This window comes from Sutcliffiella cohnii, from assembly GCF_002250055.1.
Classification (GTDB): Bacteria; Bacillota; Bacilli; order Bacillales; family Bacillaceae_I; genus Sutcliffiella; species Sutcliffiella cohnii.
In genome coordinates this window covers 565,016-589,471 of the sequence record NZ_CP018866.1, presented here as the reverse complement: position 1 = coordinate 589,471, position 24,456 = coordinate 565,016, and the positions used below count along the sequence as shown (strand labels likewise).

The 24,456-nt window shown below is 35.6% G+C and carries 29 protein-coding genes; 14 read left to right on the top strand and 15 right to left on the bottom strand.

Annotated elements, in window-relative coordinates:
* Positions 1-242: 242 nt before the first annotated feature.
* Positions 243-431, bottom strand: a complete 189-nt coding sequence (locus BC6307_RS02740) for a gamma-type small acid-soluble spore protein (RefSeq protein WP_066421848.1) — start codon at positions 429-431, stop codon at positions 243-245.
* 192 nt (positions 432-623) lie between these two features.
* Between BC6307_RS02740 and BC6307_RS02735 the strand changes: the two genes are divergently transcribed.
* The gene (locus BC6307_RS02735; RefSeq protein ID WP_066421850.1) at positions 624-848 is read left to right on the top strand and encodes a hypothetical protein; all 225 of its coding nucleotides are present in this window, start codon (positions 624-626) and stop codon (positions 846-848) included.
* 392 nt (positions 849-1,240) lie between these two features.
* Here the strand turns inward: BC6307_RS02735 and mutY are convergent, their stop codons facing one another.
* Entirely contained in the window at positions 1,241-2,329 is a 1,089-nt protein-coding gene (mutY, locus tag BC6307_RS02730; protein ID WP_066421424.1) for an A/G-specific adenine glycosylase, read from the bottom strand.
* 163 nt (positions 2,330-2,492) lie between these two features.
* Here mutY and BC6307_RS02725 point away from each other — a divergent pair, with 163 nt between their 5' ends.
* On the top strand, positions 2,493-3,479 hold the full coding sequence (locus BC6307_RS02725) for a metal-dependent hydrolase (protein WP_066421426.1): 987 nt from the start codon (positions 2,493-2,495) through the stop codon (positions 3,477-3,479).
* 29 nt (positions 3,480-3,508) lie between these two features.
* Here BC6307_RS02725 and BC6307_RS02720 read toward each other — a convergent pair whose 3' ends face one another.
* Positions 3,509-3,775 carry a YfhJ family protein gene (locus tag BC6307_RS02720; protein ID WP_174522398.1) on the bottom strand — a complete coding sequence of 89 codons (267 nt, stop codon included), beginning with the start codon at positions 3,773-3,775 and terminating at the stop codon, positions 3,509-3,511.
* A 124-nt stretch (positions 3,776-3,899) separates the two neighbouring features.
* Here BC6307_RS02720 and BC6307_RS02715 point away from each other — a divergent pair, with 124 nt between their 5' ends.
* On the top strand, positions 3,900-4,064 hold the full coding sequence (locus tag BC6307_RS02715; RefSeq protein WP_066421431.1) for a small, acid-soluble spore protein K: 165 nt from the start codon (positions 3,900-3,902) through the stop codon (positions 4,062-4,064).
* Between the two features lie 42 nt (positions 4,065-4,106).
* Positions 4,107-4,274 carry a YpzG family protein gene (locus BC6307_RS02710; RefSeq protein WP_084380749.1) on the top strand — a complete coding sequence of 56 codons (168 nt, stop codon included), beginning with the start codon at positions 4,107-4,109 and terminating at the stop codon, positions 4,272-4,274.
* Positions 4,275-4,334: 60 nt separating this feature from the next.
* Here BC6307_RS02710 and BC6307_RS02705 read toward each other — a convergent pair whose 3' ends face one another.
* Positions 4,335-4,664: a YfhH family protein gene (locus tag BC6307_RS02705; RefSeq protein ID WP_066421434.1), complete on the bottom strand. Its 330-nt coding sequence runs from the start codon at positions 4,662-4,664 to the stop codon at positions 4,335-4,337.
* A gap of 98 nt (positions 4,665-4,762) precedes the next feature.
* On the opposite strand from BC6307_RS02705, the gene BC6307_RS02700 reads away from it, so the two are divergent.
* Positions 4,763-5,428, top strand: coding sequence for an SDR family NAD(P)-dependent oxidoreductase (locus BC6307_RS02700; RefSeq protein WP_066421436.1), 666 nt, complete (start codon positions 4,763-4,765; stop codon positions 5,426-5,428).
* 30 nt (positions 5,429-5,458) lie between these two features.
* Here the strand turns inward: BC6307_RS02700 and recX are convergent, their stop codons facing one another.
* Positions 5,459-6,268, bottom strand: coding sequence for a recombination regulator RecX (gene recX, locus BC6307_RS02695; protein WP_066421438.1), 810 nt, complete (start codon positions 6,266-6,268; stop codon positions 5,459-5,461).
* Positions 6,269-6,401: 133 nt separating this feature from the next.
* Here recX and BC6307_RS02690 point away from each other — a divergent pair, with 133 nt between their 5' ends.
* From BC6307_RS02690 to BC6307_RS02670, 5 genes are all read left to right on the top strand, one after another.
* Complete coding sequence (locus BC6307_RS02690; RefSeq protein WP_066421441.1) at positions 6,402-7,310, top strand: TIGR01777 family oxidoreductase; 909 nt, start codon at positions 6,402-6,404, stop codon at positions 7,308-7,310.
* Positions 7,311-7,319: 9 nt separating this feature from the next.
* Positions 7,320-8,447 (top strand): amidohydrolase, encoded by a 1,128-nt coding sequence (locus BC6307_RS02685; protein WP_066421443.1) that lies wholly within the window; start codon positions 7,320-7,322, stop codon positions 8,445-8,447.
* 235 nt (positions 8,448-8,682) lie between these two features.
* Positions 8,683-9,240, top strand: coding sequence for a GNAT family N-acetyltransferase (locus BC6307_RS02680; protein ID WP_066421444.1), 558 nt, complete (start codon positions 8,683-8,685; stop codon positions 9,238-9,240).
* Between the two features lie 159 nt (positions 9,241-9,399).
* On the top strand, positions 9,400-9,528 hold the full coding sequence (locus tag BC6307_RS02675) for a YfhE family protein (RefSeq protein WP_084380751.1): 129 nt from the start codon (positions 9,400-9,402) through the stop codon (positions 9,526-9,528).
* Positions 9,529-9,721: 193 nt separating this feature from the next.
* Positions 9,722-9,895: a YfhD family protein gene (locus BC6307_RS02670; RefSeq protein WP_084380753.1), complete on the top strand. Its 174-nt coding sequence runs from the start codon at positions 9,722-9,724 to the stop codon at positions 9,893-9,895.
* A gap of 412 nt (positions 9,896-10,307) precedes the next feature.
* Here BC6307_RS02670 and BC6307_RS02665 read toward each other — a convergent pair whose 3' ends face one another.
* The 3 genes from BC6307_RS02665 to BC6307_RS02655 all read right to left on the bottom strand — a co-directional run bounded on the left by BC6307_RS02665 (position 10,308) and on the right by BC6307_RS02655 (position 13,403).
* Positions 10,308-10,820: a DoxX family protein gene (locus tag BC6307_RS02665; protein ID WP_066420337.1), complete on the bottom strand. Its 513-nt coding sequence runs from the start codon at positions 10,818-10,820 to the stop codon at positions 10,308-10,310.
* Positions 10,821-11,290: 470 nt separating this feature from the next.
* Positions 11,291-12,655, bottom strand: a complete 1,365-nt coding sequence (nhaC, locus tag BC6307_RS02660; RefSeq protein WP_066420336.1) for a Na+/H+ antiporter NhaC — start codon at positions 12,653-12,655, stop codon at positions 11,291-11,293.
* A 403-nt stretch (positions 12,656-13,058) separates the two neighbouring features.
* A complete protein-coding gene (locus BC6307_RS02655; RefSeq protein ID WP_235858272.1) occupies positions 13,059-13,403 on the bottom strand; it encodes a nuclear transport factor 2 family protein in 345 nt (114 codons plus the stop codon).
* A gap of 129 nt (positions 13,404-13,532) precedes the next feature.
* On the opposite strand from BC6307_RS02655, the gene BC6307_RS02650 reads away from it, so the two are divergent.
* Complete coding sequence (locus BC6307_RS02650; protein WP_066420328.1) at positions 13,533-14,114, top strand: CBO0543 family protein; 582 nt, start codon at positions 13,533-13,535, stop codon at positions 14,112-14,114.
* Positions 14,115-14,121: 7 nt separating this feature from the next.
* Here the strand turns inward: BC6307_RS02650 and BC6307_RS25450 are convergent, their stop codons facing one another.
* The 6 genes from BC6307_RS25450 to BC6307_RS02625 all read right to left on the bottom strand — a co-directional run bounded on the left by BC6307_RS25450 (position 14,122) and on the right by BC6307_RS02625 (position 19,365).
* On the bottom strand, positions 14,122-14,250 hold the full coding sequence (locus tag BC6307_RS25450) for a hypothetical protein (RefSeq protein WP_268874290.1): 129 nt from the start codon (positions 14,248-14,250) through the stop codon (positions 14,122-14,124).
* Positions 14,251-14,339: 89 nt separating this feature from the next.
* Entirely contained in the window at positions 14,340-15,881 is a 1,542-nt protein-coding gene (locus BC6307_RS02645) for a glycine betaine uptake BCCT transporter (RefSeq protein ID WP_235858271.1), read from the bottom strand.
* Between the two features lie 304 nt (positions 15,882-16,185).
* A complete protein-coding gene (locus BC6307_RS02640) occupies positions 16,186-17,394 on the bottom strand; it encodes an MFS transporter (protein WP_066420323.1) in 1,209 nt (402 codons plus the stop codon).
* 13 nt (positions 17,395-17,407) lie between these two features.
* Complete coding sequence (locus BC6307_RS02635) at positions 17,408-17,827, bottom strand: MarR family winged helix-turn-helix transcriptional regulator (protein ID WP_066420322.1); 420 nt, start codon at positions 17,825-17,827, stop codon at positions 17,408-17,410.
* A 138-nt stretch (positions 17,828-17,965) separates the two neighbouring features.
* A complete protein-coding gene (locus BC6307_RS02630; protein WP_412766338.1) occupies positions 17,966-19,075 on the bottom strand; it encodes an NAD(P)/FAD-dependent oxidoreductase in 1,110 nt (369 codons plus the stop codon).
* Positions 19,076-19,113: 38 nt separating this feature from the next.
* Positions 19,114-19,365: a hypothetical protein gene (locus tag BC6307_RS02625; protein WP_066420320.1), complete on the bottom strand. Its 252-nt coding sequence runs from the start codon at positions 19,363-19,365 to the stop codon at positions 19,114-19,116.
* Positions 19,366-19,595: 230 nt separating this feature from the next.
* On the opposite strand from BC6307_RS02625, the gene BC6307_RS02620 reads away from it, so the two are divergent.
* The 3 genes from BC6307_RS02620 (at position 19,596) to BC6307_RS02610 (ending at position 23,199) form a co-directional block, all read left to right on the top strand.
* Positions 19,596-20,753, top strand: a complete 1,158-nt coding sequence (locus BC6307_RS02620) for an acyl-CoA dehydrogenase family protein (protein WP_066420319.1) — start codon at positions 19,596-19,598, stop codon at positions 20,751-20,753.
* A 279-nt stretch (positions 20,754-21,032) separates the two neighbouring features.
* Positions 21,033-22,223 (top strand): glycine C-acetyltransferase, encoded by a 1,191-nt coding sequence (locus tag BC6307_RS02615; protein ID WP_066420318.1) that lies wholly within the window; start codon positions 21,033-21,035, stop codon positions 22,221-22,223.
* 25 nt (positions 22,224-22,248) lie between these two features.
* Positions 22,249-23,199: an L-threonine 3-dehydrogenase gene (locus BC6307_RS02610; RefSeq protein WP_066420317.1), complete on the top strand. Its 951-nt coding sequence runs from the start codon at positions 22,249-22,251 to the stop codon at positions 23,197-23,199.
* Between the two features lie 47 nt (positions 23,200-23,246).
* Here BC6307_RS02610 and BC6307_RS02605 read toward each other — a convergent pair whose 3' ends face one another.
* Positions 23,247-24,392: an MFS transporter gene (locus BC6307_RS02605; RefSeq protein WP_066420315.1), complete on the bottom strand. Its 1,146-nt coding sequence runs from the start codon at positions 24,390-24,392 to the stop codon at positions 23,247-23,249.
* Positions 24,393-24,456 lie beyond the last annotated feature (64 nt).

Below are 24,456 nucleotides of genomic sequence, written 5' to 3'. Positions count from 1 at the left end.
TGTCGACGTGGGTATTTCTTTTATTGAGGTGGTACTACAGGAGCCCTATTAATGTGCATTGACTCGATTCCAGGCAGGCTGCTCTTCCTTTTATGTGCATCATTCAAAAATATTTTATATGTATGTCCTCATGCGACCCCTTTAAAACACACTTTCATTACCCTTCTCGGAAACAGCAAATTGATGATACCTCAAAATGGAAAAGCACTCCCTATCCGACAGGATAAGAAGTGCTTTATTTATTATTGTTGACGTTGGTTTTTCTTTGCTTGAGATTGAGCGTTTTGCTGTCTCACTTCTTGTACGTTAGTTTCACTAGCGAATTCAGTACCATATTGGCTGTTTCCAGAAGCAGACTGAGCGTTTTGTTGTCTTACTTCTTGAATGTTAGTACCAGATTGAGTTCTACCAGCTTGACGATTGTTTGCCATTCGTTATCACCTCCACGAAGATTAAGATGTCCAAATAAAACTGAAACTATGACAAAATTTCTTAACATTTTTTTGAAAGTTCTTTTTTCAAACTCCACGACCAATTACCATCCTTTGGAAACTCTCCGTTCAGTATAGGTATCAATCGCTTTTCAAACAATATGAAAAAAGCCACTTTAAGGAGGACATATTATGTACGTAGGTAGAGATATGACAGAACTATCCATGATGTCTAAGCAAGAATGGAAGGATACTGAATTAGCATTTTTCCACCATTCTTTACAACAAGTTGTACCTTACCTCAATGCGGAAGGCCAAACAATTCACCGAGAAATAATCGAAGAAATCGAAGCCCGCGGTGGCCTCAAACGACAAGAAGCCGACTACACCCACGGAACAAGAATCAGTTATGATTAATAGAAAAGCGGAGGCCGCTCGTTTTGGCCCGACAAGCATAAGACAGGCGCTGTAGGTGGGCGCTTTTTGCCCACCGGAAGTGACTGGCTTATGACTCGAGGGCCAAGCCGCCGGAGCTAGACAAAGAAAAGCGGAGGCGCTTTGAACAGGCCCGTACAAACTGGACTGTTCCGGTAGGAGATAAAGGAAACACAGTGAGCGTTAGCGAACTGATGTTGACTTATCGTACGAACGGAACGGGAAGTTTGATAGGGCCTAAGCGCCGGAGCTAGACAATAGAAAAGCGGAGGCGGCTTGTTTAGGTCCAATAAAACTGGAGCTTTTCCGCAGGAGAGAAAGGAATCACAAAAAAGACTTAAAAAAGAGTGGATATCATTTCATCCACTCTTCGCCTATTTATACTTTTGTACTTCTTTCCAAATATTTTGATGAGAAACAGGAAATGGCAACAGTTCTTGTTTTTCCCTAGATACAGCCTTTATAGTTGAATTTTCAAATGTTCCGTTTACTTTTCCAACATACACATTAATGTTCCAGACAAGATGAGAAAAAACATGTTGAATATCGCAAATATAGTCTTCAACCTCAACATTAATTCCATTTTCCTCTAACATAAAGCGTTGTAGTTGTTGTTTTGGTGTTTCTAATTCAACTACTCGCTCAACCGTAGGAAACTCCCAAAGTTTAGCTAACAAGCCATTTTCTGGCCTTTGCTGAACTAATACATTTCCTTTTTCATCAAAAAATACTCCAGCAACTAAATTTACTTGTTTTGTTGACTTTTTCTTTGTTTTTACAGGAAGTTCATTTTGCTCACCCTCATGAAAGGCTCTGCAATGTTCTCTTACTGGACATAATAAGCAAGAGGGTGATGTTGGTGTACAAACAATTGCACCAAGCTCCATGAGTCCTTGATTGAAAAAGGATGGATTCTCTTTACTAATTATTTCACGTATAACTTCTTCAAATATTTTCCTAGTTTTTGGTTTAGCAATGTCTTCTCGAATAAGTAAAATTCTCGATAAAACTCTCATTACATTCCCATCGACAGCCGGCTCAGGAATTCCGTATGCTATACTTAAAATGGCACCTGTCGTATATGGACCTACTCCTTTTAATGAGGAAATGTCTTTCACGTTATTAGGTACTACTCCACGGTAAACTTCATGTACTTCCCTAACTGCTGCTTGTAAATTCCTAGCTCGAGAATAATAACCTAACCCTTCCCAAGCTTTTAACACTCTTTCTTCCTCTGCATTAGCTAAACTTTCAATGTTTGGAAATTGCTCTATGAAGGAATTAAAGTAAGGAATTACTGTATCTACTTTCGTTTGTTGTAACATAATTTCTGAAACCCACACTTTATATGGATCTTGATCTTTTCTCCATGGCAAATCTCGTTGCTCTTTTGAAAACCACTCTATTAGATCGTTCTGGAAATCTACAGTAGAAAACGTTTGTAATAATGAATTCAAATTAATATCCCCCGTTTTAAATATGTTTCATTGTGAAATAATAATAAATAATAATATTGCTAACATGTAAAGGTTTTGTAATTTTTATTTGTTAAAGTGGTACGTATAGAAAATTAAGCATTACTTTATTATAAAAAGGTTTAATAATTTTGAGGAGGCCAAAAGGACATTGGATACTGGTACACATATCGTGATGGGAATTGCAATTGGTACAATTGCAACAATTGATCCTGTTGTCTCAAGCCATCCCGAAACAGCGAAAGCTATTATGATTGGAGCTCTTATCGGTTCGCAAGCTCCTGATTTAGATACGATATTAAAATTAAAAAATAACGCAAAATATATAAAAAATCACCGTGGAATAACACATTCTATTCCCGCTGTCATTTTATGGCCAATTCTTATTAGTGGAATAATTTATTTGTTTCTCCCAGAAGCTAGTCTTTTCCACTTATGGCTTTGGACGTTTCTAGCTGTCATTTTACATGTCTTTGTTGATATTTTTAATGCATACGGAACACAAGCATTAAGACCTTTCACAAAGAAATGGATTGCTCTTGGTATCATTAACACTTTTGATGCTTTTATTTTTGGTATGCACATATTTGGGTTAATCTTATGGGCGTTCGGTTTCTCGCCACAATATACATTTCTCGTTATTTACGTTATTCTCATTGGATATTACGTGCTTCGGTACCAGATGCAACAAAATGTATTAAAGAAAGTTAAGTCGATGATACCTAGTTCAAAAAGCATCATTATTTCTCCTACTATTCATTTTAATCAATGGCATTTAGCGATTACGACTGACCAGAACTTTTATGTAGCAAGAGCAGTACTAAATAAGATTATCATTCATGATACGTTTGAGAAAGTACCACTTCCTGACAATGCAATTATTGCCGCTGCAAAACTGGACGATAACGTTGCTGCATTTCTATCCTTTTCTCCAGTGTACAGATGGGAAATGGAAGAATATAGTGACCACTACGAGGTTCGCTTTATCGATTTACGTTATCGTAGTAAAGGCTTTTACCCTTTCGTTGCTGTCGTTCAGCTTGATTTCGACTTAAATATCGTTAGCTCATACACAGGGTGGATCTTCAGTGAAGAAAAACTTCGTAGCAAATTAGATTTAATTCCAAACGAGACATAAAACAAAACTAGGCATTGATTGCCTAGTTTTTAATGTTTTAAATCGGTGAATAAGTGGGCATATTTCGGATTATTGGAAAGAAACTCATGCAATGTTACACCGTGGTTATCTATCCACTGAACAACTATTTTAGCTGTCATTTCTTTTCCTTTATATTCATAACCTGCTTTTGCATAAGTCGATTCAAAGTCCTCCCACAAATGCTCAACCCATGCACGTGCTTGGTTATACGTTAAATGTTGATTTTGTTTCAACAGTCTATCAGTTAATTGTTCAATATATTCATTCAAAATCATCACCTCAACTGGTTTCATTTCACTATTTGTATTAACACATATATTAGGGGTAAAAATCAAATATTATAGTTGTGCATGAAAATGATGCTTTGCACAATTTCGCCTACGTTTGGAGGAGATACGAATGAGAAACAAAGAGCGTGGTTTCCCTAATCAACATAATAACAAATTAGAAGGTGAACCTAGAGCGAAAGCAGAATATGCTTCGAAACGTGCAAACGGAACGATAAATACCCATCCTCAAGAACGCATGCGTGCATCTGGACAGCGTCAAGATAATACGTATTAATAATTGACTTACACAATTATTAAACTTAGGAGGTTTTAACGAATGGGTCATAAAAATAAAACTCATTTTAATCACCGTTTTGCGAGTGACGATCATCCTTTTCCTCAACCAAACGCTCATAGGAAACATACGTATCGACAAGTAAATGGTGAAACACAAGAAGCTCAAAATATCATTATTTTACACAGACAAACGCGAAAAAGATCATAATTATACCACTACCCCTAAAAACAAAGGAAGTGCAGAGGTGGTTACTCTGCACTTCTTTCTTTATTTTTTCAAAAACATGGATATTGGAATTCCTTCTTGTTCTTTACTTACTACATTATTATGAATTCTTCTACCCCAGGCAAAAATCCCGTTCATATAATCAATCTCAAAAAATACACCTGGATCGCCTTCCAATTCATATACTTCTCCTGGCTTGTACTCATCAGGATGTAACATATAGGCTTGAGCCATTAATATTTTTCTTTCTAAAACAGCATATTCGTTTACAATCCCTAATTGCTCTGCTTTCCGAGCCTTTTCCTTTAAGGTAGCAATTTCTTGACGTAATTCATGTGATGACAATTCACTATATCTTTTTTGCATTTCCATAAAAGGTATCCCCCTAATGTTTTGCTCTTATAAATCAAGCATAGCACTGTTTACTTGAGAAGAAAATATGTTTAGAATCTAATAAAGGAGTTTTTTAAATGAACACAATTTTAATAACTGGCGCTGGTACAGGTCTAGGCAAAGAGCTTGCATTAGCATACGCAAAAAAAGGGAACACCATTATACTTACTGGTAGAAAATTATTACCTTTAAAAGAAGTCCAACTTTTAATTGAAGAAATGGGTGGCCATGCCGAGGTATATACGATCGATATTACTAACATTAGCGAATTAGAGCATAGTGTACATAAAATATTGAAGCATCATAATGTTAATTTCTTAATTAACAATGCTGGCATTGGATCGTTCGGCCCTTTTACCGAACTTTCTTTAGAAGAAATAGAAACGATGATTAACACGAATGTAAAAGGTACTATATATATGACAAAAATAGTACTCCCCCACTTACTTAAACATAGAAATGGTAAAGTTTTTAATATTATTTCCACTGCTGGGCAAAAGGGGAAAGTAAATGAGAGTGTTTACGTTGCTTCCAAATTTGCAATTAGAGGTTTTACAGAAAGCTTACAAAAGGAATTGGAAGGAAAACTAAATATTAAAGCAGTTTACATGGGTGGCATGGATACTCCTTTTTGGGAGAAATCTGATCATATAAAAGATAAATCGAGACTTCGTTCCCCTAAAGAAATTGCTGAAAAAATTATTAAAGAAGATGAAAATGGTACGGATGATATTTTTGTTTAAATAGTTTAAGGAGCACGTGTGAACGTACTCCTAATCTTCTTCTATCTCTTCAACATAACGGTCAATTAATTCCATCGGAAAACCTTTTCTATATAGTGCTCCCTTCATCTTCATTTTATATTCATAAGGAGGCAGCTTTACGTATTTCCTTTCGTACTTTTCTGCTGCTTTTTGAAGGCTTTCCCACTCTTCTGAAGTATCTTGTTCTATTTCGACATTTTTAAAAGCTTCTTGAATGACTGTGGTAGGATAACCTTTTCTTTTTAAAGTCATATCTAGCTTTTGTAACATTATTTTATAGGAATCTTTTCGGTACTTCCCTGAATATTTTTCGATAAGCTTTACTACATGCTCTAGCTGCGTCGAAAACGAAAATTCTACTAATGCTTCCTCTATTATAGTAGGGGATACTCCCTTCTCTCTGAGTTCTCGTGAAATTACCTCTGGGCCTTTTAAAGTTGTATTCATTTGCGTTCGTACGTAAGATCTCGCAAACTCTTCATCATTAATTAAAAGCTGTTCCTCTAGTTTTTTTATTACTTCCGCACGTACGAATGATTCAATTTCTTTTTCGGCTAAAAAGTCTTCTATTTCTTTCCTCGTTCTCATTCGATAGGATAAGAAGTTCATCGCGGCTAACGTTGCTTTATGTATTTGATCACCATATAAAATTTCTTCTATTTGTAGTTCATCTAATTCTTTTCCTTTACTTAAATGAAATTTTATTAATGTATCCTCACTAACTGCAAATGCGTATTCTTCTCCACTACCATTATCCATATATATATTAAAACGACTTTTATTATTTTTCTGTACTTGGATTTTTGTAACGATACCCATAACGCTCACCTCTCTACTTGTAATGTAACATAGTAAAAATAATATTTAAAACGAAAAAACGAAGTAAGTTTTACTTAAATGTTTGTCTAAATAGAAAAAAAACAATACATTAAAAGAAAGGAGGGCAAAAGATATGAAAATTGCTATTGCCGGTGGTACTGGTTTAGTCGGAAAAGCTTTAACAAACACATTAATTAAACATGGCCATGAAGTATATATTTTAACTAGAAATGTAAAAACCAATAACTCTTCATCGAAGATAACATATGTAAGTTGGTTAAACAGCGGTGATTATCCTGAAGAGTCATTAAAAAACGTTGATGCTTTTATTAACCTTGCTGGTGAGTCGATCAATAGTGGTCGCTGGACTGAGAAACGAAAAGAACGGATAAAAAATAGCCGAATCCAAGCAACAAATGAAGTCATTCGAATTATGACAGCATTACCTAATAAACCAAAAGTGTTAATCAATGCAAGTGCAATTGGTTTTTACGGAACTTCGTATTCAGAAACTTTTACAGAGGATAGTGTTACACCTGGACATGACTTTTTAGCATCAACAGTGAAAGATTGGGAAAAAACAGCTCGTAAAGCAGAGTCTTTAGGAGTACGTACCGTTCTTGCAAGGTTTGGAATTATTTTAGATCGAAATGAAGGTGCGCTGCCAAAACTGTTAATTCCATATAAGCTTTTTGCTGGAGGGAATTTAGGTACTGGTGAACAATGGATGTCATGGATACATATTGATGACGTTGTTCATGGTTTGATTTATTGTTTACAAACGAACAATATGGAAGGACCTGTAAACTTTGTTTCACCTCAACCGTTAAAAATGAAAGAATTTGGTCTAACGTTAGGTCGTGTTTTACAAAGGCCCCATTGGTTCCCCACACCAGCCTTACCAATTAAATTAGCACTTGGCGAAATGAGTTTATTAATACTAGAAGGGCAAAAAGTATTACCAACTAAATTACATGATTATCATTTTCTATTTCCTACTTTAGAAAAAGCTTTGAAAAATATACTACAAAACGAAACATAGGAGTGGGATATGAAAACACTTATAAAAAATGTAAATATTTATCCTGTTACGACAACCCCTATCTTCAACGGTTACGTTTTAGTTGAAAACGGCAAAATATTGGCGTTTGGTAAGGAGTTTCATTCTAAAGAAAATGTTCAAATAGTAGAAGGCGATAATCGTTATTTATTTCCAGGGTTTATTGATGTACATTCTCACCTCGGTCTTTATGATGAAGGAACAGGTTGGGCAGGTAACGATGCAAACGAAACAATCGAACCTCTTACACCACATATTCGAGCAATTGATGGCGTACACCCTTTGGATCAAGCATTCCATGATGCTGTTTCTTACGGAATAACGACAGTCCATATCATGCCAGGAAGCGCTAACGTTATTGGTGGAACAACATCCGTCATTAAAACAGCCGGTGTCAACATTTTAGACATGATTATTAAAGAAACGGCCGGATTAAAAGTAGCTTTAGGGGAAAATCCGAAACGAATTCATAGTCAAGGGAACAAAGATTCCATTACGAGAATGGGAATTATGGGCATGCTAAGAGAGGCATTTTATGATGCAAAAAAGAGCGAGGATAAAGACTCTCTTCGCGTAAAACCAATTGTCTTAGCGTTAGAGAGAAAAATACCCGTTCGCATCCATGCACACCGAGCGGACGATATAATGTCAGCGATTAGATTTGCCGATGAATTCGATTTAGACTTACGTATCGAGCATTGTACGGAAGGTCATTTAATTGCAAAAGAATTAATGAATCGCAAATTAAAAGTTTGTGTTGGTCCAACGATGACTAGAAAATCAAAAATTGAATTAAAAAATAAAACTTGGAAAACGTGCGAAATATTAACTAACCATAATGTTGAAGTTTCTATTACTACCGATCACCCCTACACACCAATTCAATATTTAAACATATGTGCAGCCATTGCTGTAAGAGAAGGGCTAAGTAAACAAAAAGCTTTAGAAGCAATTACTATAAATCCCGCCAAAAACCTACAAGTTGATAATAGAATCGGTAGTATAGAAATTGGAAAAGATGCTGATTTAGTTCTATGGTCTCATCACCCTTTTCACTTCTTTGCAAAGCCTCTTTGGACGATGATAAATGGTGAAATAATTTACCAAAAAAATAGGTAAAAAAGTTGTTTCTTTTTATCCGAAAATCGAGTATGATACTAGAAGAAAATCAAATGAATAAACTAACTGCTACTTTGTATGAAAGCGTTAGGGAAGGCAAATGGTGCGCCACCAGGTAACTGGTTCTAGTGGGTTCGATTCCCACCCCGAAATTTTTTGCAAGTTAAAAAATTTCGAGGGTGGAGAATCTATCTCTATGATGGATACTTTTCTGCCCTCATTTGGAGGGATAGCGATGCTAAAGAAACGAGATCTTCAAGAGGCTCAAGAACTTTACGAATTGATGGTGCATCCAGAAGTCTTCCCTTTTGTACGTCATAAAGCTTATTCGTATGAAGAGTTTCTATTCTTAACAAAACAAACGATAGAAGCAGAAGAGCAAGGCCAACTTGTTTCTCGTACTATCCTAGATGAATGGGGCGCTCCAATCGGAACTATTAATTTATTCGACGTACAAGACGGTGCAGGATTTCTCGGAACTTGGTTAGGTAAGCCGTATCACGGAAAAGGTTACAATCAAATTGCAAAAGACCAATTTTTTGATGAATTATTTTATGAATTAGATATTCAATCTATTTTTATGCGAGTACGAAAAATTAACATTCGTTCTACTAAGGCAGTCGAGAAACTCCCTTACGCAATACTAGCTAACGAAACGAGAATGAATTTATTGAATCAAATTAACAATGGTGAAAACATTTATAATCTTTACGAAATTTCAAAAGATCAATACACATTATACAAATTACGCAGTCAAGATATACAAGAAGAGCAACACCTTAAAGAAGCGTAAACAGAGTCTCAGCGGCTCTGTTTTTTTATTTTTATTTAAGCTAGGGAGAAAAAACGAATTCTACATTTAAACACAAAAGGACAAAAATAACTACGTATATTTTTAGTATGTAAAGTTCATCCTAATGATGTAGTACATATGTACAAAGGAGGCTTTATCATGTCAAAAGAAAAAAAGCGTAGAGAGCGAACAAAAAGTACGTTAAGTAGTATGCAGGAAGTTACATATTCTCGTGAATTTAAAATGGCAGATAATGCTGGCGGTTATACAGGTAAAAATAGCCGATAAAACATAATGAATGTGAAAATGGCGTCTAATGAACGCCATTTTTTCTTTGTTTGAACTGATTACGCTAAGTTCTGATTTAACCCACTTTCTTTCCGTTTAATATCCATACTCCAAAAAATACTATTCATTTTCCAACTATTTGCGGAAATCATAAAGAAGTAATAATTAATAACATGCTAAAGGAGGCAGTACAATGGGAAATCGTAGTCAAAAAAGCAAATTACCACAAGTTCCAGAAAATATGAAATCAGATGGTATTGATGTAGAATTTTCAAGAGAGCACGCTGACCATGAAGATATGGAAGCACAAGCAAGAGCTGCAGCAGCAGGAATTCGTCAAAACAGCAAGACCGATAATTTTAAATAGGGCTGAAGCTAAGACAAAACTAAATTGATTATGATAAAAAAACGAACTATCACAGGATTAGCGGAGGAAATATACGGAGACCCCAGCGGGAGGCTCACCAGCTACGAAAAGTGAAGGCGGCTCGACCTGGCCCGACAAGCATAAGACAGGCGCTGCAGTTGGGCGCTCTTTGCCCAACGGAAGTGACTGGCTTATGTCTCGAGGGCCAATTGCCGCCGTAACTAGACACGCCCGCGGAAAGCGAAGTATATTTCCGGAGCGAGTTTTTCCCGTATTTTTTTTGTTCGTTTATTATTTTGATGAAAATAGCTAAGTCCCAATCTCTTTAAGATCTCAATACAAATAAAACAGTGGAAAAACGATTCGTTTCTCCACTGTTTTAACATTTATTGGATAGCCCCGTTTTTTAGTTTTAGTGAACTGGAGCCGGTTTTACATCTTTTTTAGTATTAGTAGCTTTTTTAGCATTCATTTTTTCTTTAATATATTTTACAGCAAATCGGTCAACACCGTAGAAGTAGCTAGCAGCACCTGCGAATAATAGGATCATTGCAGCTGTATAAAGGATAGGATTTGTGCTAATTGTTCCTGCTAATAAGAAGTTTAAGTTCATGAATGCTGCTGCAAGTAAAGCTGGAATAGTTGCTGCACCTAAGATTAATCCGATACCAACTAATACTTCACCCCAAGGGATTAAAACATTGAATAGTTCTACATTCGGTAAAGCAAATTGTTCTACAAATGTTGCATACCATCCTTTAACGATAGCATTTTCACCTTGAGATTTAGCGATTGTTCCGTGTAAAAATCCTGTTGCATCGAATACTCCTACTTTATTTATACCAGCCTGTAACCATTGAACACCTAACCAAACTCTTAATACTGTCCAAATTACCGCCATTTTAGGTCCTTTTAAAAATGTCATGATTGTTTCCTCCTAATAATTAGAATTTAATCTTTGTGAAATTATTCACAAGTTAAGTTAAAAAAATATGAGTTCGTTTTTTGATTGTGAAGTGTTTCACAATAGTATTTAAAAAAATTTAATTAAGCCGGCTTTAGATCGTTTAGAAAGTTTGTGAAATGTTTCACTTACTTTCTGACTTAAATATACTATATAAATTAATACTTTACAATACAGTTCACAAATCGTTCATAATGTTTTTTTGATGTATATAAGTTATTAACAGCACTGTGAATTATGTGGACTATCTAAATAACCTCCCCTTTTATTCAAGGTATTATCACCTATCTATATTTATGTTCAATAGTCCTTTTTCCCTAAACGCGATTGTGGATTATGTTGATAAGTCTGTTGATATCTTGATATACAAGGTGTTTGGTTGTTGATAAAAAGAAAGAGTGGAATTATACACCCTTTCCTTTTATAGCAACTTACACCTTTTTCATGCTAATCCCTGTGAATCCATAAAATATCGACAATAACGGGCTAAGGAGACAGAAAAAAGCAAACGGTAAATACTCAATAACAGGAACATTAAGAACAGAAGCAATAAACACACCACTTACTCCATAAGGTATTAATGGGTTAATTACTGTTCCCGCATCCTCAATTATTTTTGATAAATTTTTATTACTTAATCCTCTTTTATCAAATTCATCTTTATATACATTCCCGGTGAGCAGTATAGATAAATATTGCTCGCCAACCGTTACATTAATTCCGATTGCTGTAAATGCTACCGCTAATACTAACCTTCCAGTAGTTGTCGCAACCTTTTGAATGGATTCAAAAATTTTCTCTAACAGTCCTAAAGCTTGAATAATTCCTCCCATCGTAAGTGTTAAGATGACGAGAGAAATAGACCATAACATACTTTGTATTCCGCCACGATTAAGCATTGAATTGATTGATTCAGAACCTGTTTCAATCGTAAAACCGTTTTGGATTACATTCATAATAGTTGTAATTGACAAGTTAGGATTAATAAAGAAAGCTACAATTAAACCAGCCATTATACCACTTAACAATACAAGAATAGCAGGTACTCTTTTCCAAGCTAATAAAAATATTAGTAATAGTGGTATAAGTGACAAACTGTGAACCAATCCTGTTTCTTTTAAAATAACAATCTCAGAATTTGTTCCTACCTGCTCCGGAGACCAGTTAAGGAAAAAGCCGACGAATGTCAATAATAGTAACGTCATTATAAAGGCCGGGATGGTTGTCCAAAGCATATGTTTAATATGTTCAAACAAATCTACTTTACATACAGCTGCGGCCAAATTCGTAGTGTCGGAAAGTGGAGACATTTTATCCCCTAAATATGCTCCTGACACAATTGCACCTGCAATAATAGCTGAATCAATCCCCATTAATGATCCAACAGCCAGTAGTGCAACTCCGACGGTAGAAATAGTTGTAAACGCACTTCCTAAACAACTACCAATAATAGAAGTAATAATAAAGACACTTGGTAAAAAGAATGTTGGTGACATAAATGTACTTCCAAAATAAATAATAGTAGGTATTGTACCGCTTAACATTAGGATTGCAATTAGAATCCCAATAAATATAAATAAGATAATCGGATTAATTACTGATGAAATACCATTTTTCATGCCTTCCTCTATAAGGGACCATGGCCTTTTTGTTACGAGGACAAATAAGATAAGTAGTATAATGCTGAAGAATATAGAAACATGCGGTTCTGCTGAAAATAAAAGTAGTGACGTAGAAATTATCAATATAATACTTGTTAATAGATATATTGCCTGCCATTTAGAAACTTGCTTCATGTTGAGACCTCCGTTGTTGTTTTACGTTTCCGAAAGAATATCTGATAGTCATAATCACTTAACATCAATAACACCACCTTTCATTTTTTATAGTGAATATTATGAGAGTTTTTCAGACTAAAAAAAGCCCTTCTATCCCTTAGAACAAGGGACGAAGAGGCTCCGCGGTACCACCCTAATTAACAAAGTAACAACTTTGTTCACTTTCTCATAAGCAACTCACTAAACGTATGTGTACTTCATCATTTTAAATACCTAGATTTGCACCAACCATCTAGTCTCTATCTTTTATATTTTAAATGACTACTATCATACAGAGTTCACATATTTTCTTTTACACTTAAACGCTTTTATGCAATAAAGTTATTATTTAATATAAACGGATATTTGTATTCTGTCAATATTATTTCACAAACCACACTTTGTTGATTTTTCCGTCTGTCACTTCATACATAGCAACTGCATATACTTCTTGACCATTTGCTCTCCCAGTCACATACTCGTGATCGATTACAATATTATTTTTAGTCATTCTAGACAAAAGTGCTGCGTGTTGATTTGGGTTTTCCTTAAAAAGATTTGAATATCTTTCTCTCATTAATTCTATCCCTTTGTACTGCAATTCGTTAGATGGGAAGACTAAAATTTCCACATCATCACTATAAACTGCTAAAAACGCCTCAATATCTTGATTATTGTATGCATCTAATTGTTCTTGAGCTAGTTTTGCATATATATTCTCCATCATTTATAACCCCTTTACATCTTTTATTAACTAAATATATCATAGAAAAAATATATAGGAGATATGCTATTTGTATGTTTTCCCCTTCATTCGGCAACGATAAGCGTAAGATGTTAGCTAGGAGGAATAGCGTTGGAGCAAGAGCAAAAGCAATTTCTAAATAGACTAGTTACAGAAGGAAGAGAAACCGCATTTGACTGGATTGAATATTGGTGGAAATTTTCGAGTTTTGATACGTGGCAGTTTTGGGTAAATGTCTTAATGTTAACGGTCCCTTTGATCATTTTATATTTTAAAATCGATCGGACAAAAGCATTTCATTTAGGTTTTTTCGGTTTTAGTGTGCATATTCTTTTTACATATTTTGACACAACGTTAGTGCGTTTTGGCCTTATCTCGTACCCTTATCAAGCGATTCCAATACTACATGTAAACTTTAGTTTAGATGTCTCCCTCATTCCTGTGTCATTTATGTTACTATATCAATGGGCTTTAAATAATAAAAAAAACTTTTATCTGTACGGAACACTACTTAGTGGATTTTTAGCTTTTATATTTAAACCAATACTAAAATCTCATAATCTTATTGAATGGCATTTGTGGGCTAATGTACTTTATTTGTTCATTTTTTACATTATCATTTTCGTAATTTCAAAATGGCTGACTAATTTGTTTTCATATTTTGAATATAGAGGTAAAAAGATTCCTGACTAATAAAGAGTTAAACTTGAACTAATCCATTACACATAGGACATTCGTTAACCGTTTCGATCGCACCGAAACTCCGCTCATACAAATCATCCATTGGAATATGACACCTTGGACAAATAACTTTTTTGTCATTAAACACTTTTCTCACCTCCTAGAACGTATGTATATAAAAAAGATGCTCAAATTACGAGCATCTTTTTCTGCAGAGAAGGAGCAATTTAAACAAACCTAAGCTGTTTTTGATTCTTTTTTTGTTGAAATAGTGCTTTTTTGTTTTACTTCTGTAGTTACTGTTTCTTTCACATCTTTTTGTAAAGCTTTTACGATGCCATAACACATTATTAATACAATAATTGTTAGTGGTAAGGCGCTAACAATAATGGCAGTTTGTAGCCCTGCAAGTCCTCCCGAATACAGTAAGACAGATGTAGAAGCAACTAAAATAACTGCCCAGATCATTTTCACTTTATTCGAAGGGTTTAACGACCCGTTAGATGTTAACATTCCTAAAACGAACGTTGCCGAGTCAGCAGATGTTACGAAGAAGGTCGTTACGAGCGCAACTGTTAAGACTGATAGTAAAGCACCTAGCGGTAAATGTTCAAACACATAGAATATTGCTGTTTCGAATCCTTGACCTGAAACATTTAACCCTTGAACTAACTCTAAATAAATACCCGTTCCACCGAAAACAGTGAACCATAAACCACAAACTAAAGTTGGGACAAGTAATACCGCTATCATAAATTCACGAATCGTTCTTCCTCTAGATACACGAGCAATGAACATACCGACGAACGGTGTCCATGAAACCCACCATGCCCAGTAAAAGACCGTCCATCCTTGTGTCCACGCTGCTTCTTGCGCATTAAATGGAGATAAACGTAATCCCATATTTGGTAAGTTTTGAATGTAACTACCTAACGTAGTACTAAACATATTTAATAGGAATAGCGTTGGCCCTAAAATAAGCATTGTAAAAAACAATAAAACTGCTAGGGACATATTTATATTACTTAAATATTTTATTCCTTTCGAAATTCCTGTATTTGCTGAAATGATGAAAAGTACAGTAATAATCGCCATTATTAACATTTGAACGGTAAAGTTATTTGGTATACCGACTAAATATTCTAATCCAGCGTTTATTTGCTGCGACCCTAAACCTAATGAGGCTGCTACTCCAAATAATGTAGCGAAAACAGCCACTACATCAACTGTTTTACCTATAGGACCTTTCACCTTTTCACCAAGTACAGGATATAAAGTGGCACTCATTAATCCTGGTGCATTCTTTTTAAATTTCTGATATGCAAGTGCTAATGCTACAACGGCATAAATAGCCCATGCGTGTAATCCCCAATGAAGCCAAGTGTATCTCATTCCTAAAATCGCGGATTGTTCTGTTGATCCCTCACCCATTGGAGGTGATGAAAAGTGAGAAACTGGTTCGGAAATACCATAAAATAATAGTCCGATACCCATTCCAGCGGAGAATAACATTGCAAACCAAGTTGGTCGTGAATAATCAGGTTTTGAATCTTTAGGACCTAACTTAATTTTTCCATACTTACTGAAGATTAAATAAATGGCGAATATGAGGATAAATGTTACAACGAGTTGATAAAACCAACCGAAATTTTCTAAAATAGAGCTTTGCGCAACTCCCATCGCTGCACCTAACTGTTCTGGAATTAGCACACCGATTAATACGAATATAGCTGCTATCCCAACGGATACTTTAAAGACTGTCCTATCACCTTTACCCAAATTCATGCACTTCCTTTATTCTCTTTTTTTGTGTACCTATAAAATTTAACCATAATGTCGGGTTTAAATAAAATGCGGTATTCCATTGTTTTTCATGATATCCTTCCATTTTCTTAGAACATATAAAAATTACAGGTAGTAGATATATAAATACTTACAAATAGATTGGAATACTCACTTTTGCTTTCTTACCGTATTTTTCTGTACCCTATTTTTAGTTAAGATAAACTCAAAACATTTTTTTAGGGATATAAACGTCAAAAAAGTCTATTTTTAACGAACATTAAAAATAGACTTTTTGATCTTATTCTATAATACTGTTAGCCTCTTTTTTTCTTAAAAGAGCACTTATTTTACCATGTAATACATAGTAAACTGCTATACCTATAAATACGTAAAACGAGTTTACGAGATACAATAAGCCAAACCCGTACGCCGCTCCAATAACACCAACAGCAAACGAACCGAAAGCAATTCCTAAATCGAATATAGAAAGGAACGTTGCCGTTGCAAGCCCACGCTTATGTGGTGGTGATTGGGCAATCGCAATCGTTTGTAAGCTTGGAAAAGTGGTTCCCCACCCAAGACCAATAAACGCGGCTGATAGTAAGAAAAGGAAAGCTGAATCAGCAGAACTTAATAAAAATAAGCCTACAGCAAATAATAGTAAGGAAGGATATATTATTGCGTTCTCACCATAACGGTCATACCATTTTCCCGTAAACGGACGTGATATTAAAAGTACTACTGCATAAACAACGAAAAAATAACTACCCGCTTTTACTAAGCCTATTTCGGCAGCATAAACGGAAACAAACGAAAGGATTGAAGCATGAGTTACCGCAAAAAATGCTGCAACTAGCGAAATTCGGACTGCACTTCCTTCAAACAGATCACCGATTTTAAAGCTTCCAACCTCTTTTTCTGATTTTGCATTCGTCATCCCTTTTTGTTCAAACAATAAGTTAATACCTATTAAAAGAGCTAGGAATGAAAAGATTACACTTATAAGGAATGTCGTATTCATACCCCAATTTTGAATCGCAGTTAAACCTAAAAACGGACCAATAACCATCGCTAAGTTCATCGTTAATGCATAATATCCCATTCCTTCTCCTCTACGCTTTTCAGGAATTATATCTGCAACAATCGCTCCCATAATTGTTGTGATCATCCCAAACCCAATCCCATGAAAAAATCGAAGAATTAATAATCCCGTGACCGATTCTATAAACGTATAGAGTAGTGATCCTATAAAAAATAGAAGGAGAGACATCATTAATACTTTCCTTTTCCCAAGTGTATTAATCCATCTCCCTGCGATTGGTCGTATAATAATAGCGGAAAGAATAAATACCGTGACAAATAATCCAGCAATCGTTTCACTAGTTTTATATTCCGTAATTGCGTATACAGGGAAAATGACTAATAAATAATAAAAAGCTACAAATGCAAAAAAGTTACTCAATGCAACAGAAATAAAACTTTTTGTCCATAGTTTTTGTGTTTCCATCCATTTTCCCTCCTTACTTTTTGGTGTTAATCTGCTCTAACATTTCATTTAACAGCGTAAGCAGCTCTTCTTTTGATGATAAATTACTCATGATTTCCTCTTTTCTTTTCGCAATAGCTTCTTCCCATTTAGGATATTCTAGCAATGCTTTTTCGGTAAGCTGAATACGTTTGACTCGCTTATCCTCTCCTGTTGTCCGAACTACATATCCTTGCTTTTCTAACCGTTGTATCATTCTAGTCATCGGTGGCGCTTCAACCGATAAATAATCCGAAAGCTCGGAAATTGTTTGGGTACCTTGTGTTTTCAAAACGTACAAAACAGTCCATTGCCCACTATAAATGGAGAACGGCTGTAAAATTTGATTATTATCTTTCATTACTTTTCGTGATAACTGATGAATTTTATGAAACAATTGAAGACTATCTTCCATTTTCTCGTTCCAACACCTTTACTACTAATTACTTACCTAGGTAAGTATATCATTTTTATATTGGTATAACAAGGGAAGCTGCCTTTCTACCGAACCAAATAAAAAACGGTGTTAGCCCTTTTGGCAAACACCGTTTTTTTACATAAAAGCATTACCGACTTCATATAGACTAATATCTATTTCTAATGGCTCTCCTAGTGTAAGCTTAGCAATCTCGCTTCCTAAATATGGACCGCTTGTTAAGCCTGATGCTCCTAATCCGTTCACGACAAATGCTCCTTTTATCGTTGGGACTTCACCGATAATTGGAAGAAAGCCAGGGGTAAATGGACGAAAACCGACCCGAGTTTCTACTACTGTTGCCTCTGAAAGACCTGGTGCAACTTGAAGTGCCTTTGAAAATATTTCATTTAACCCACCTGCCGTCACACGTGTGTCAAAACCGACATCATCTTCATGAGTGGCCCCAATTACAACCTTTCCATCTTTGAAAGTTAACATGTATTGATTATTCGGCGGCATGACAACCGGCCAATCGTTCGTCGTTTCATCCTCTATTTCTAAATGTACAATTTGTGCTTTTTGAGGAGTGACATCAAAATTAATACGATGTGATTGAAAAAGCTCTTTTGCCCAAGCTCCTGCTGTAATTATTACTTTTTCAACTTCTAGCTCCATACTATTAACTTTTACACCTTTTATTTCATCTTCATCTATTACAAGACTTGCATCTCCGTTTATAAACTTCGCACCATTTTTTTGCGCCGCTCTAATAAGGGCATCTCGTAATGCACGTCCGTTTACTCTTGCTCCTCCACTAACATAAACAGAACCGTACTCTTCGCTTATAGGTGGAAATAGTTTTTTCGTTTCCTCAGGAGATAGTATTTTTATCTCACCTATTTCCGGTGCATCTTCCCGACGAGTTCTCGCTCTTTCTGCCATTTTCTCTAATTTTTCTATATCAGAATGAATACTAATAGCACCAACTTGCTTATAGCCCGTTTCTGTTTCTCCATCTGCTTTTAATTGTTTTATTAATTGTGGATAATGACGGGCGCCACCTTTCACTAATTCATACCATGCTTTATTGCGACGTTGTGAAAGCCATGGACAAACAATACCTGCTGCAGCATCTGTTGCCTGCCCCCGATCGAATCGATCAATGACAGTTACGTCTGCTCCTGCCTTCGCTAAGTGATATGCTGCGGAAGCACCGACTACACCAGCTCCAATTACTACAATCACACAAATTCACGCCTTTCCATTACAACAATATAAAATAATTATTTAGTCCCACGTAATTTTCTTACATTCCCCCACAAACTATAAACTAATAACAGTAACCCGAATAATAATGATAATATCGTCCAAAAAGTAATACCCGTTTCAATTGATTCATAGCCTCCAGCAAAGTAATTCGTTTGAACACTATTAACATAAGAAATTGTAATCGCAGCTGTTATATGTTTTACACCAAATAAAAACGCCGATATAAAAATAAAGAAGCATCCAACTGCTGCCAATGTTTTATTCATTCTTCCACTCCCATTCTTATTCTTGTTTCTCTTACAAATAGTATAATCTAGTTTTCGTTACTAGCCCACATCTTCATGTGTAATAATGAAAGCTTAAAATTCCATATGCATCCAACTGATATGATAAGATAAACTCAGAAAAATGAATTGATTATTTTATTTGAAGTAATTCACAAACAAGTATAAACATCTTTCAAGTTTAGAATAAATGAGAGGAGACTCGTGTTAAAATGAACGGCATAACTAATTTTTCCACCACAAAATCACAATCCGAATTAGTTGAAAAAGCAAGTCAACTTGCACAAATCTTTTCTGAAAGAGCAGCTTTTCATGATGAGCAAGCGGCTTTTCCTTTCGATAATTTCGCTGATATTAAAAAAGCACAACTTTTAGATTTAACTATTCCAAAAGAATATGGTGGCAAAGGTGGCGGTCTCTACGATTTTCTTTTGCTACAAGAAACCATTGCCCAAGGAGATGGTCCAACCGCCTTATGTCTTGGCTGGCATTTAGGAATACTTATGAACGTTGCTACGTACAGACCTTGGCCAAAGCAAACGTTCGAACACATTTGTAAGGAAGTTGTCGAACATCAAAAACTTCTTAACAGTGCACATTCTGAAAAAGAAACGGGCAGCCCTGCTAGAGGTGGAAAGCCAACTACTACCGCTAAAAATGTGGACGGTAACTGGATTATAAATGGTCGTAAATCATTTGCATCTTTAGCACCTATATTAGATTATTTTATCATCTCGGCCACTATTGAAGAGACGGGTGATGTTGGAGAATTTATACTTCCTCGAGATGTGAAAGGCTTATCGATTGAAGAAACTTGGGAAACGATGAGCATGCGAGCAACGCGAAGTGATGATTTACTATTAGATAACGTTATAGTGACAGAAGATGCCTTAATTCAAACGAAAGTAGTACGTCAAAATAAACCACAAGGTTGGCTTTTACACATCCCTGCATGCTATTTAGGTATTGCTATTGCAGCAAGAAATGAAGCAGTCAAATTCGCAAAAGAATATCAACCTAACAGTTTGCCACATCCAATTAAGGAAGTTCCAAAAGTTAGAGAAAGAATCGGAAAAATGGACGTCAAATTAATGACGGCACGCCATTTTTTATATAGTGTCGCTAGAAAATGGGATGAACACCCGACAAAAAGAGAAGAACTTATCGAAGAGCTTGCAGCAGTGAAATATACTGTAACAAACTCAGCAATCGAAATTGTCGATGAAGCTATGAGAATAGTTGGCGCACAAAGCTTACAATTATCTTCCCCTTTACAACGTTATTATCGTGATGTACGTGCTGGATTGCATAATCCCCCATCCGATGATATTACTCTATCCCTATTAGCCAAAAAAGCACTTGAAGAGTAGAACTTTCCATAAGACTGTTACCACTTTCATAATGTGGAAACAGTCTTATTCTTATATGTTCAGAGTATTAGACATAGTTGATTGCACACTCTAACTGTTATAAGGATAAGTCTTGTGTCTTTTGTAGACAAACAATTAAAGTAGCACATATGAATATAATGTTGTATAATACTTTATATAATAAGGTTTTTACAAAAATAAAGTGTACACTACATAAAAACACTTATCCTTACACAATAAACAGGTAAGCGTTTTATTCATAATAAGGAGGCTCATTAAATGTCTAGTAATGTATTAGATCAATTTTTACAACACCATCTTGATGATTTAAAAGGGAAAGGCTTATATAACGTCATTGATCCATTGGAAAGTCCTAACGGTTCAAAAATTAAAATTAACGGGAAAGAATTAATTAACCTTTCCTCTAACAACTATTTAGGTTTAGCTACAGATGAAAGATTAAAAGAAGTTGCTACAAAAGCAATTGAAGAATTCGGGGTTGGAGCCGGAGCAGTACGTACTATTAACGGGACACTTTCTCTTCACACGAAGCTTGAAGATACAATTGCAAAATTTAAACATACAGAAGCTGCTATCGCTTACCAGTCTGGGTTCAATTGTAATATGGCTGCTATATCTGCAGTAATGGATAAAAACGACGCAATCCTTTCTGACGAACTAAACCATGCTTCTATTATTGATGGATGCCGTTTATCGAAAGCAAAAATCATTCGCTTCAATCACTCTGACATGGATGATTTAAGAGCTAAAGCAAAGGCAGCTAAAGAATCTGGGCAATATAACAAAATTATGGTCATTACAGATGGCGTGTTCTCTATGGATGGTGACGTTGCGAAACTACCAGAAATCGTAGAAATTGCAGAAGAATTCGACCTCATCACATACGTAGATGATGCACATGGATCTGGTGTATTAGGTAAAGGTGCAGGCACAGTTAAACATTTCGGACTTTCTGATAAGGTAGACTTCCAAATTGGCACACTATCGAAAGCGATCGGTGTCGTAGGTGGATACGTTGCTGGTAAACAAGAATTAATTGATTGGTTAAAAGTAAGAAGTAGACCATTTCTTTTTTCTACTTCATTACCACCAGCTGATATTGCGGCATGTATTCGTTCACTTGAAATATTAATGGAAAGCACAGAGCTTCATGATCGCCTATGGGAAAATGGTGATTACTTGAAAAAAGGATTGAAAGATTTAGGCTTTAATATTGGCGACAGCGAAACTCCGATTACTCCTTGTATTATTGGGGATGAAACATTAACACAAACTTTCAGTAAACGTCTCTATGAAGAAGGTGTGTATGCAAAATCAATCGTCTTCCCAACAGTACCACAAGGAACAGGACGTGTTCGCAACATGCCAACTGCAGCTCATACGAAAGAAATGTTAGACGAAGCTATCTCTATTTACGAAAAGGTTGGTAAAGAATTAAACATCATTTAATCGTTTTATTTGGGGGAAATCAATAATGAAGAAAATATTATTAACCGGAGCGCTTGGACAAATTGGATCAGAGCTAACGATGAAATTAAGGGACATTTATGGTGATACGAACGTTATCGCTACAGACATACGTGATAACGGCAGTGATGTTGTAAAGAGCGGACCGTTTGAAATATTAGACGTTACGGACGCAAAAGGAATGTTTCATATCGCGAAAAAATATGACGTGGATACAGTAGTCCATTTAGCAGCACTACTATCTGCTACAGCGGAAGCGAAACCGCTACTTGCATGGAATTTAAATATGGGCGGATTAGTAAACGCTCTTGAAGTTGCACGTGAACTAAATACACAATTTTTCACTCCAAGTTCTATTGGAGCATTCGGTCCAATGACACCGAAAGATTTAACACCACAAGATACGATTCAACGTCCAACTACTATGTACGGTGTCAATAAAGTAGCTGGAGAATTATTATGCGACTACTATTATCATAAATTCGGTGTAGACACACGTGGACTTCGTTTCCCTGGTTTAATTTCTTACGTTGCTCCTCCAGGTGGTGGTACGACTGATTATGCGGTAGAAATTTATTATGAAGCGCTCAAAAACGGTAAATATACTTCCTATATTGATAAAAACACGTATATGGACATGATGTATATGCCAGACGCTTTAAACGCAATTGTCGATTTAATGGAAGCAGATCCAGCAGCATTAAGTCATCGTAACTCATTTAACGTAACAGCAATGAGCTTTGAACCTGAACAAATTGCGGCAGAAATACGTAAGCATATTCCTAACTTTAGAATTGATTATAATGTAGACCCTGTTCGTCAAACGATTGCAGATAGCTGGCCTAATTCTATCGATTGCACATCTGCAAAAGAAGAATGGGGCTTCAAGGCAGAGTACGACTTAGAAAAAATGACAGTCGATATGCTAGACAAATTGAAAGTGAAATTAGGCGTGTAATTCTCGCCTTACAATTTTTATTACTAAAAAAAAGCAAGCATAGACATTTAATTGTCCAATGCTTGCTTTTTCTTTTTGCTTGTAATGAACATAAAGATAAATACAATAGATACAACAGTTATCGAACCGAATCTGAATAACTCATTGGCTTGTAATGCTAAAAGCCCCGCAACGAAAGATCCCGTTACAACTCCTAAAGAAAAGCACGAATAAAAAATCCCGAATGCTATTCCTTGTCTAGATTCTCCTGAATACTCCATCACTGTCGCACTAGTTGATGGGAAAATATAAGCAAAGCCAATTCCAAAAACGGCCATCGATAGAAGTAAAGTTAATATCCCATTAGACAATGATAAGGCAACTAACGATAGGGCGATTAAAAATAACCCAATTTTCATTAAAACTGACTTTCTCGCTTGATCGTACAATTTATTAGTTGGTAATAAGAAAAATAAAATGGCTACAATACCGAACACACTTAACAATATTCCGGTAGTACTCGAATTCAATAACAAACTTTCTACCTTTAGCGGTAAAGTATACGTTAATAATCCTAACGTAAACAATAATATAAATATCGACAAATACGAATGAATTAAAGGTGTTACTAATTTAAAGTTACTTCCTTCTTTACTTGTTTTTAATTTCGAATCCACCTTTTCATACTTAATAAAAAATAACGTAAACATACCGAATACAACCATTAGCGTGGAGATTAAATAAAATAAAGCATCGTATCCAAATTTACTTGTTAACACTCCACCGAGTGCAGGACCAATAATTGCTGCAACACCAACAGCCGCTCCTGAATATGCCATCGCTTTCCCTTTTTTCACATCTCGCTTTTTCATCGTACTAATTAATACGAATGCAGCCGGGACGATCAACCCCCCTACTAGGCCGTGTAAAAAACGAACAATCAATAGTTCAGTAGGTGTTGTTACTAAAGAATAAAAGAACAAGACGATACCTACCGCCACCATCCCAATCCAAAGAATAACCTTCGCTCCAATTCTATCGATTAACAACCCGGAGATTATGTTACCGACTATGTTAGAAAACGAGTACATCCCAATTACGATACCTACTATTAACGGAGTGGCTCCAACACTCACTGCAAACGGCGCAATAATTGGTAACTGTGAAAAAGTATCAATAAACGCAACGATAACAACGATATATAATAAACGCAACCTTTCACACCTTCTTACCAAAAAACTCTTTTCATCCTTTAGTTTACTCCAATTCTGCCACTAA

What these genes read in the sequence shown, in the direction of transcription:
- BC6307_RS02740 (WP_066421848.1), bottom strand. Translation starts at nt 431, where the DNA reads ATGGCAAACAATCGTCAAGCTGGTAGAACTCAATCTGGTACTAACATT.
- BC6307_RS02735 (WP_066421850.1), top strand. Translation starts at nt 624, where the DNA reads ATGTACGTAGGTAGAGATATGACAGAACTATCCATGATGTCTAAGCAA.
- BC6307_RS02720 (WP_174522398.1), bottom strand. Translation starts at nt 3,775, where the DNA reads ATGATTTTGAATGAATATATTGAACAATTAACTGATAGACTGTTGAAA.
- BC6307_RS02715 (WP_066421431.1), top strand. Translation starts at nt 3,900, where the DNA reads ATGAGAAACAAAGAGCGTGGTTTCCCTAATCAACATAATAACAAATTA.
- BC6307_RS02710 (WP_084380749.1), top strand. Translation starts at nt 4,107, where the DNA reads ATGGGTCATAAAAATAAAACTCATTTTAATCACCGTTTTGCGAGTGAC.
- BC6307_RS02705 (WP_066421434.1), bottom strand. Translation starts at nt 4,664, where the DNA reads ATGGAAATGCAAAAAAGATATAGTGAATTGTCATCACATGAATTACGT.
- BC6307_RS02700 (WP_066421436.1), top strand. Translation starts at nt 4,763, where the DNA reads ATGAACACAATTTTAATAACTGGCGCTGGTACAGGTCTAGGCAAAGAG.
- recX (WP_066421438.1), bottom strand. Translation starts at nt 6,268, where the DNA reads ATGGGTATCGTTACAAAAATCCAAGTACAGAAAAATAATAAAAGTCGT.
- BC6307_RS02690 (WP_066421441.1), top strand. Translation starts at nt 6,402, where the DNA reads ATGAAAATTGCTATTGCCGGTGGTACTGGTTTAGTCGGAAAAGCTTTA.
- BC6307_RS02685 (WP_066421443.1), top strand. Translation starts at nt 7,320, where the DNA reads ATGAAAACACTTATAAAAAATGTAAATATTTATCCTGTTACGACAACC.
- BC6307_RS02680 (WP_066421444.1), top strand. Translation starts at nt 8,683, where the DNA reads ATGCTAAAGAAACGAGATCTTCAAGAGGCTCAAGAACTTTACGAATTG.
- BC6307_RS02675 (WP_084380751.1), top strand. Translation starts at nt 9,400, where the DNA reads ATGTCAAAAGAAAAAAAGCGTAGAGAGCGAACAAAAAGTACGTTAAGT.
- BC6307_RS02670 (WP_084380753.1), top strand. Translation starts at nt 9,722, where the DNA reads ATGGGAAATCGTAGTCAAAAAAGCAAATTACCACAAGTTCCAGAAAAT.
- BC6307_RS02665 (WP_066420337.1), bottom strand. Translation starts at nt 10,820, where the DNA reads ATGACATTTTTAAAAGGACCTAAAATGGCGGTAATTTGGACAGTATTA.
- nhaC (WP_066420336.1), bottom strand. Translation starts at nt 12,655, where the DNA reads ATGAAGCAAGTTTCTAAATGGCAGGCAATATATCTATTAACAAGTATT.
- BC6307_RS02655 (WP_235858272.1), bottom strand. Translation starts at nt 13,403, where the DNA reads ATGATGGAGAATATATATGCAAAACTAGCTCAAGAACAATTAGATGCA.
- BC6307_RS02640 (WP_066420323.1), bottom strand. Translation starts at nt 17,394, where the DNA reads ATGGAAACACAAAAACTATGGACAAAAAGTTTTATTTCTGTTGCATTG.
- BC6307_RS02635 (WP_066420322.1), bottom strand. Translation starts at nt 17,827, where the DNA reads ATGGAAGATAGTCTTCAATTGTTTCATAAAATTCATCAGTTATCACGA.
- BC6307_RS02625 (WP_066420320.1), bottom strand. Translation starts at nt 19,365, where the DNA reads ATGAATAAAACATTGGCAGCAGTTGGATGCTTCTTTATTTTTATATCG.
- BC6307_RS02620 (WP_066420319.1), top strand. Translation starts at nt 19,596, where the DNA reads ATGAACGGCATAACTAATTTTTCCACCACAAAATCACAATCCGAATTA.
- BC6307_RS02615 (WP_066420318.1), top strand. Translation starts at nt 21,033, where the DNA reads ATGTCTAGTAATGTATTAGATCAATTTTTACAACACCATCTTGATGAT.
- BC6307_RS02610 (WP_066420317.1), top strand. Translation starts at nt 22,249, where the DNA reads ATGAAGAAAATATTATTAACCGGAGCGCTTGGACAAATTGGATCAGAG.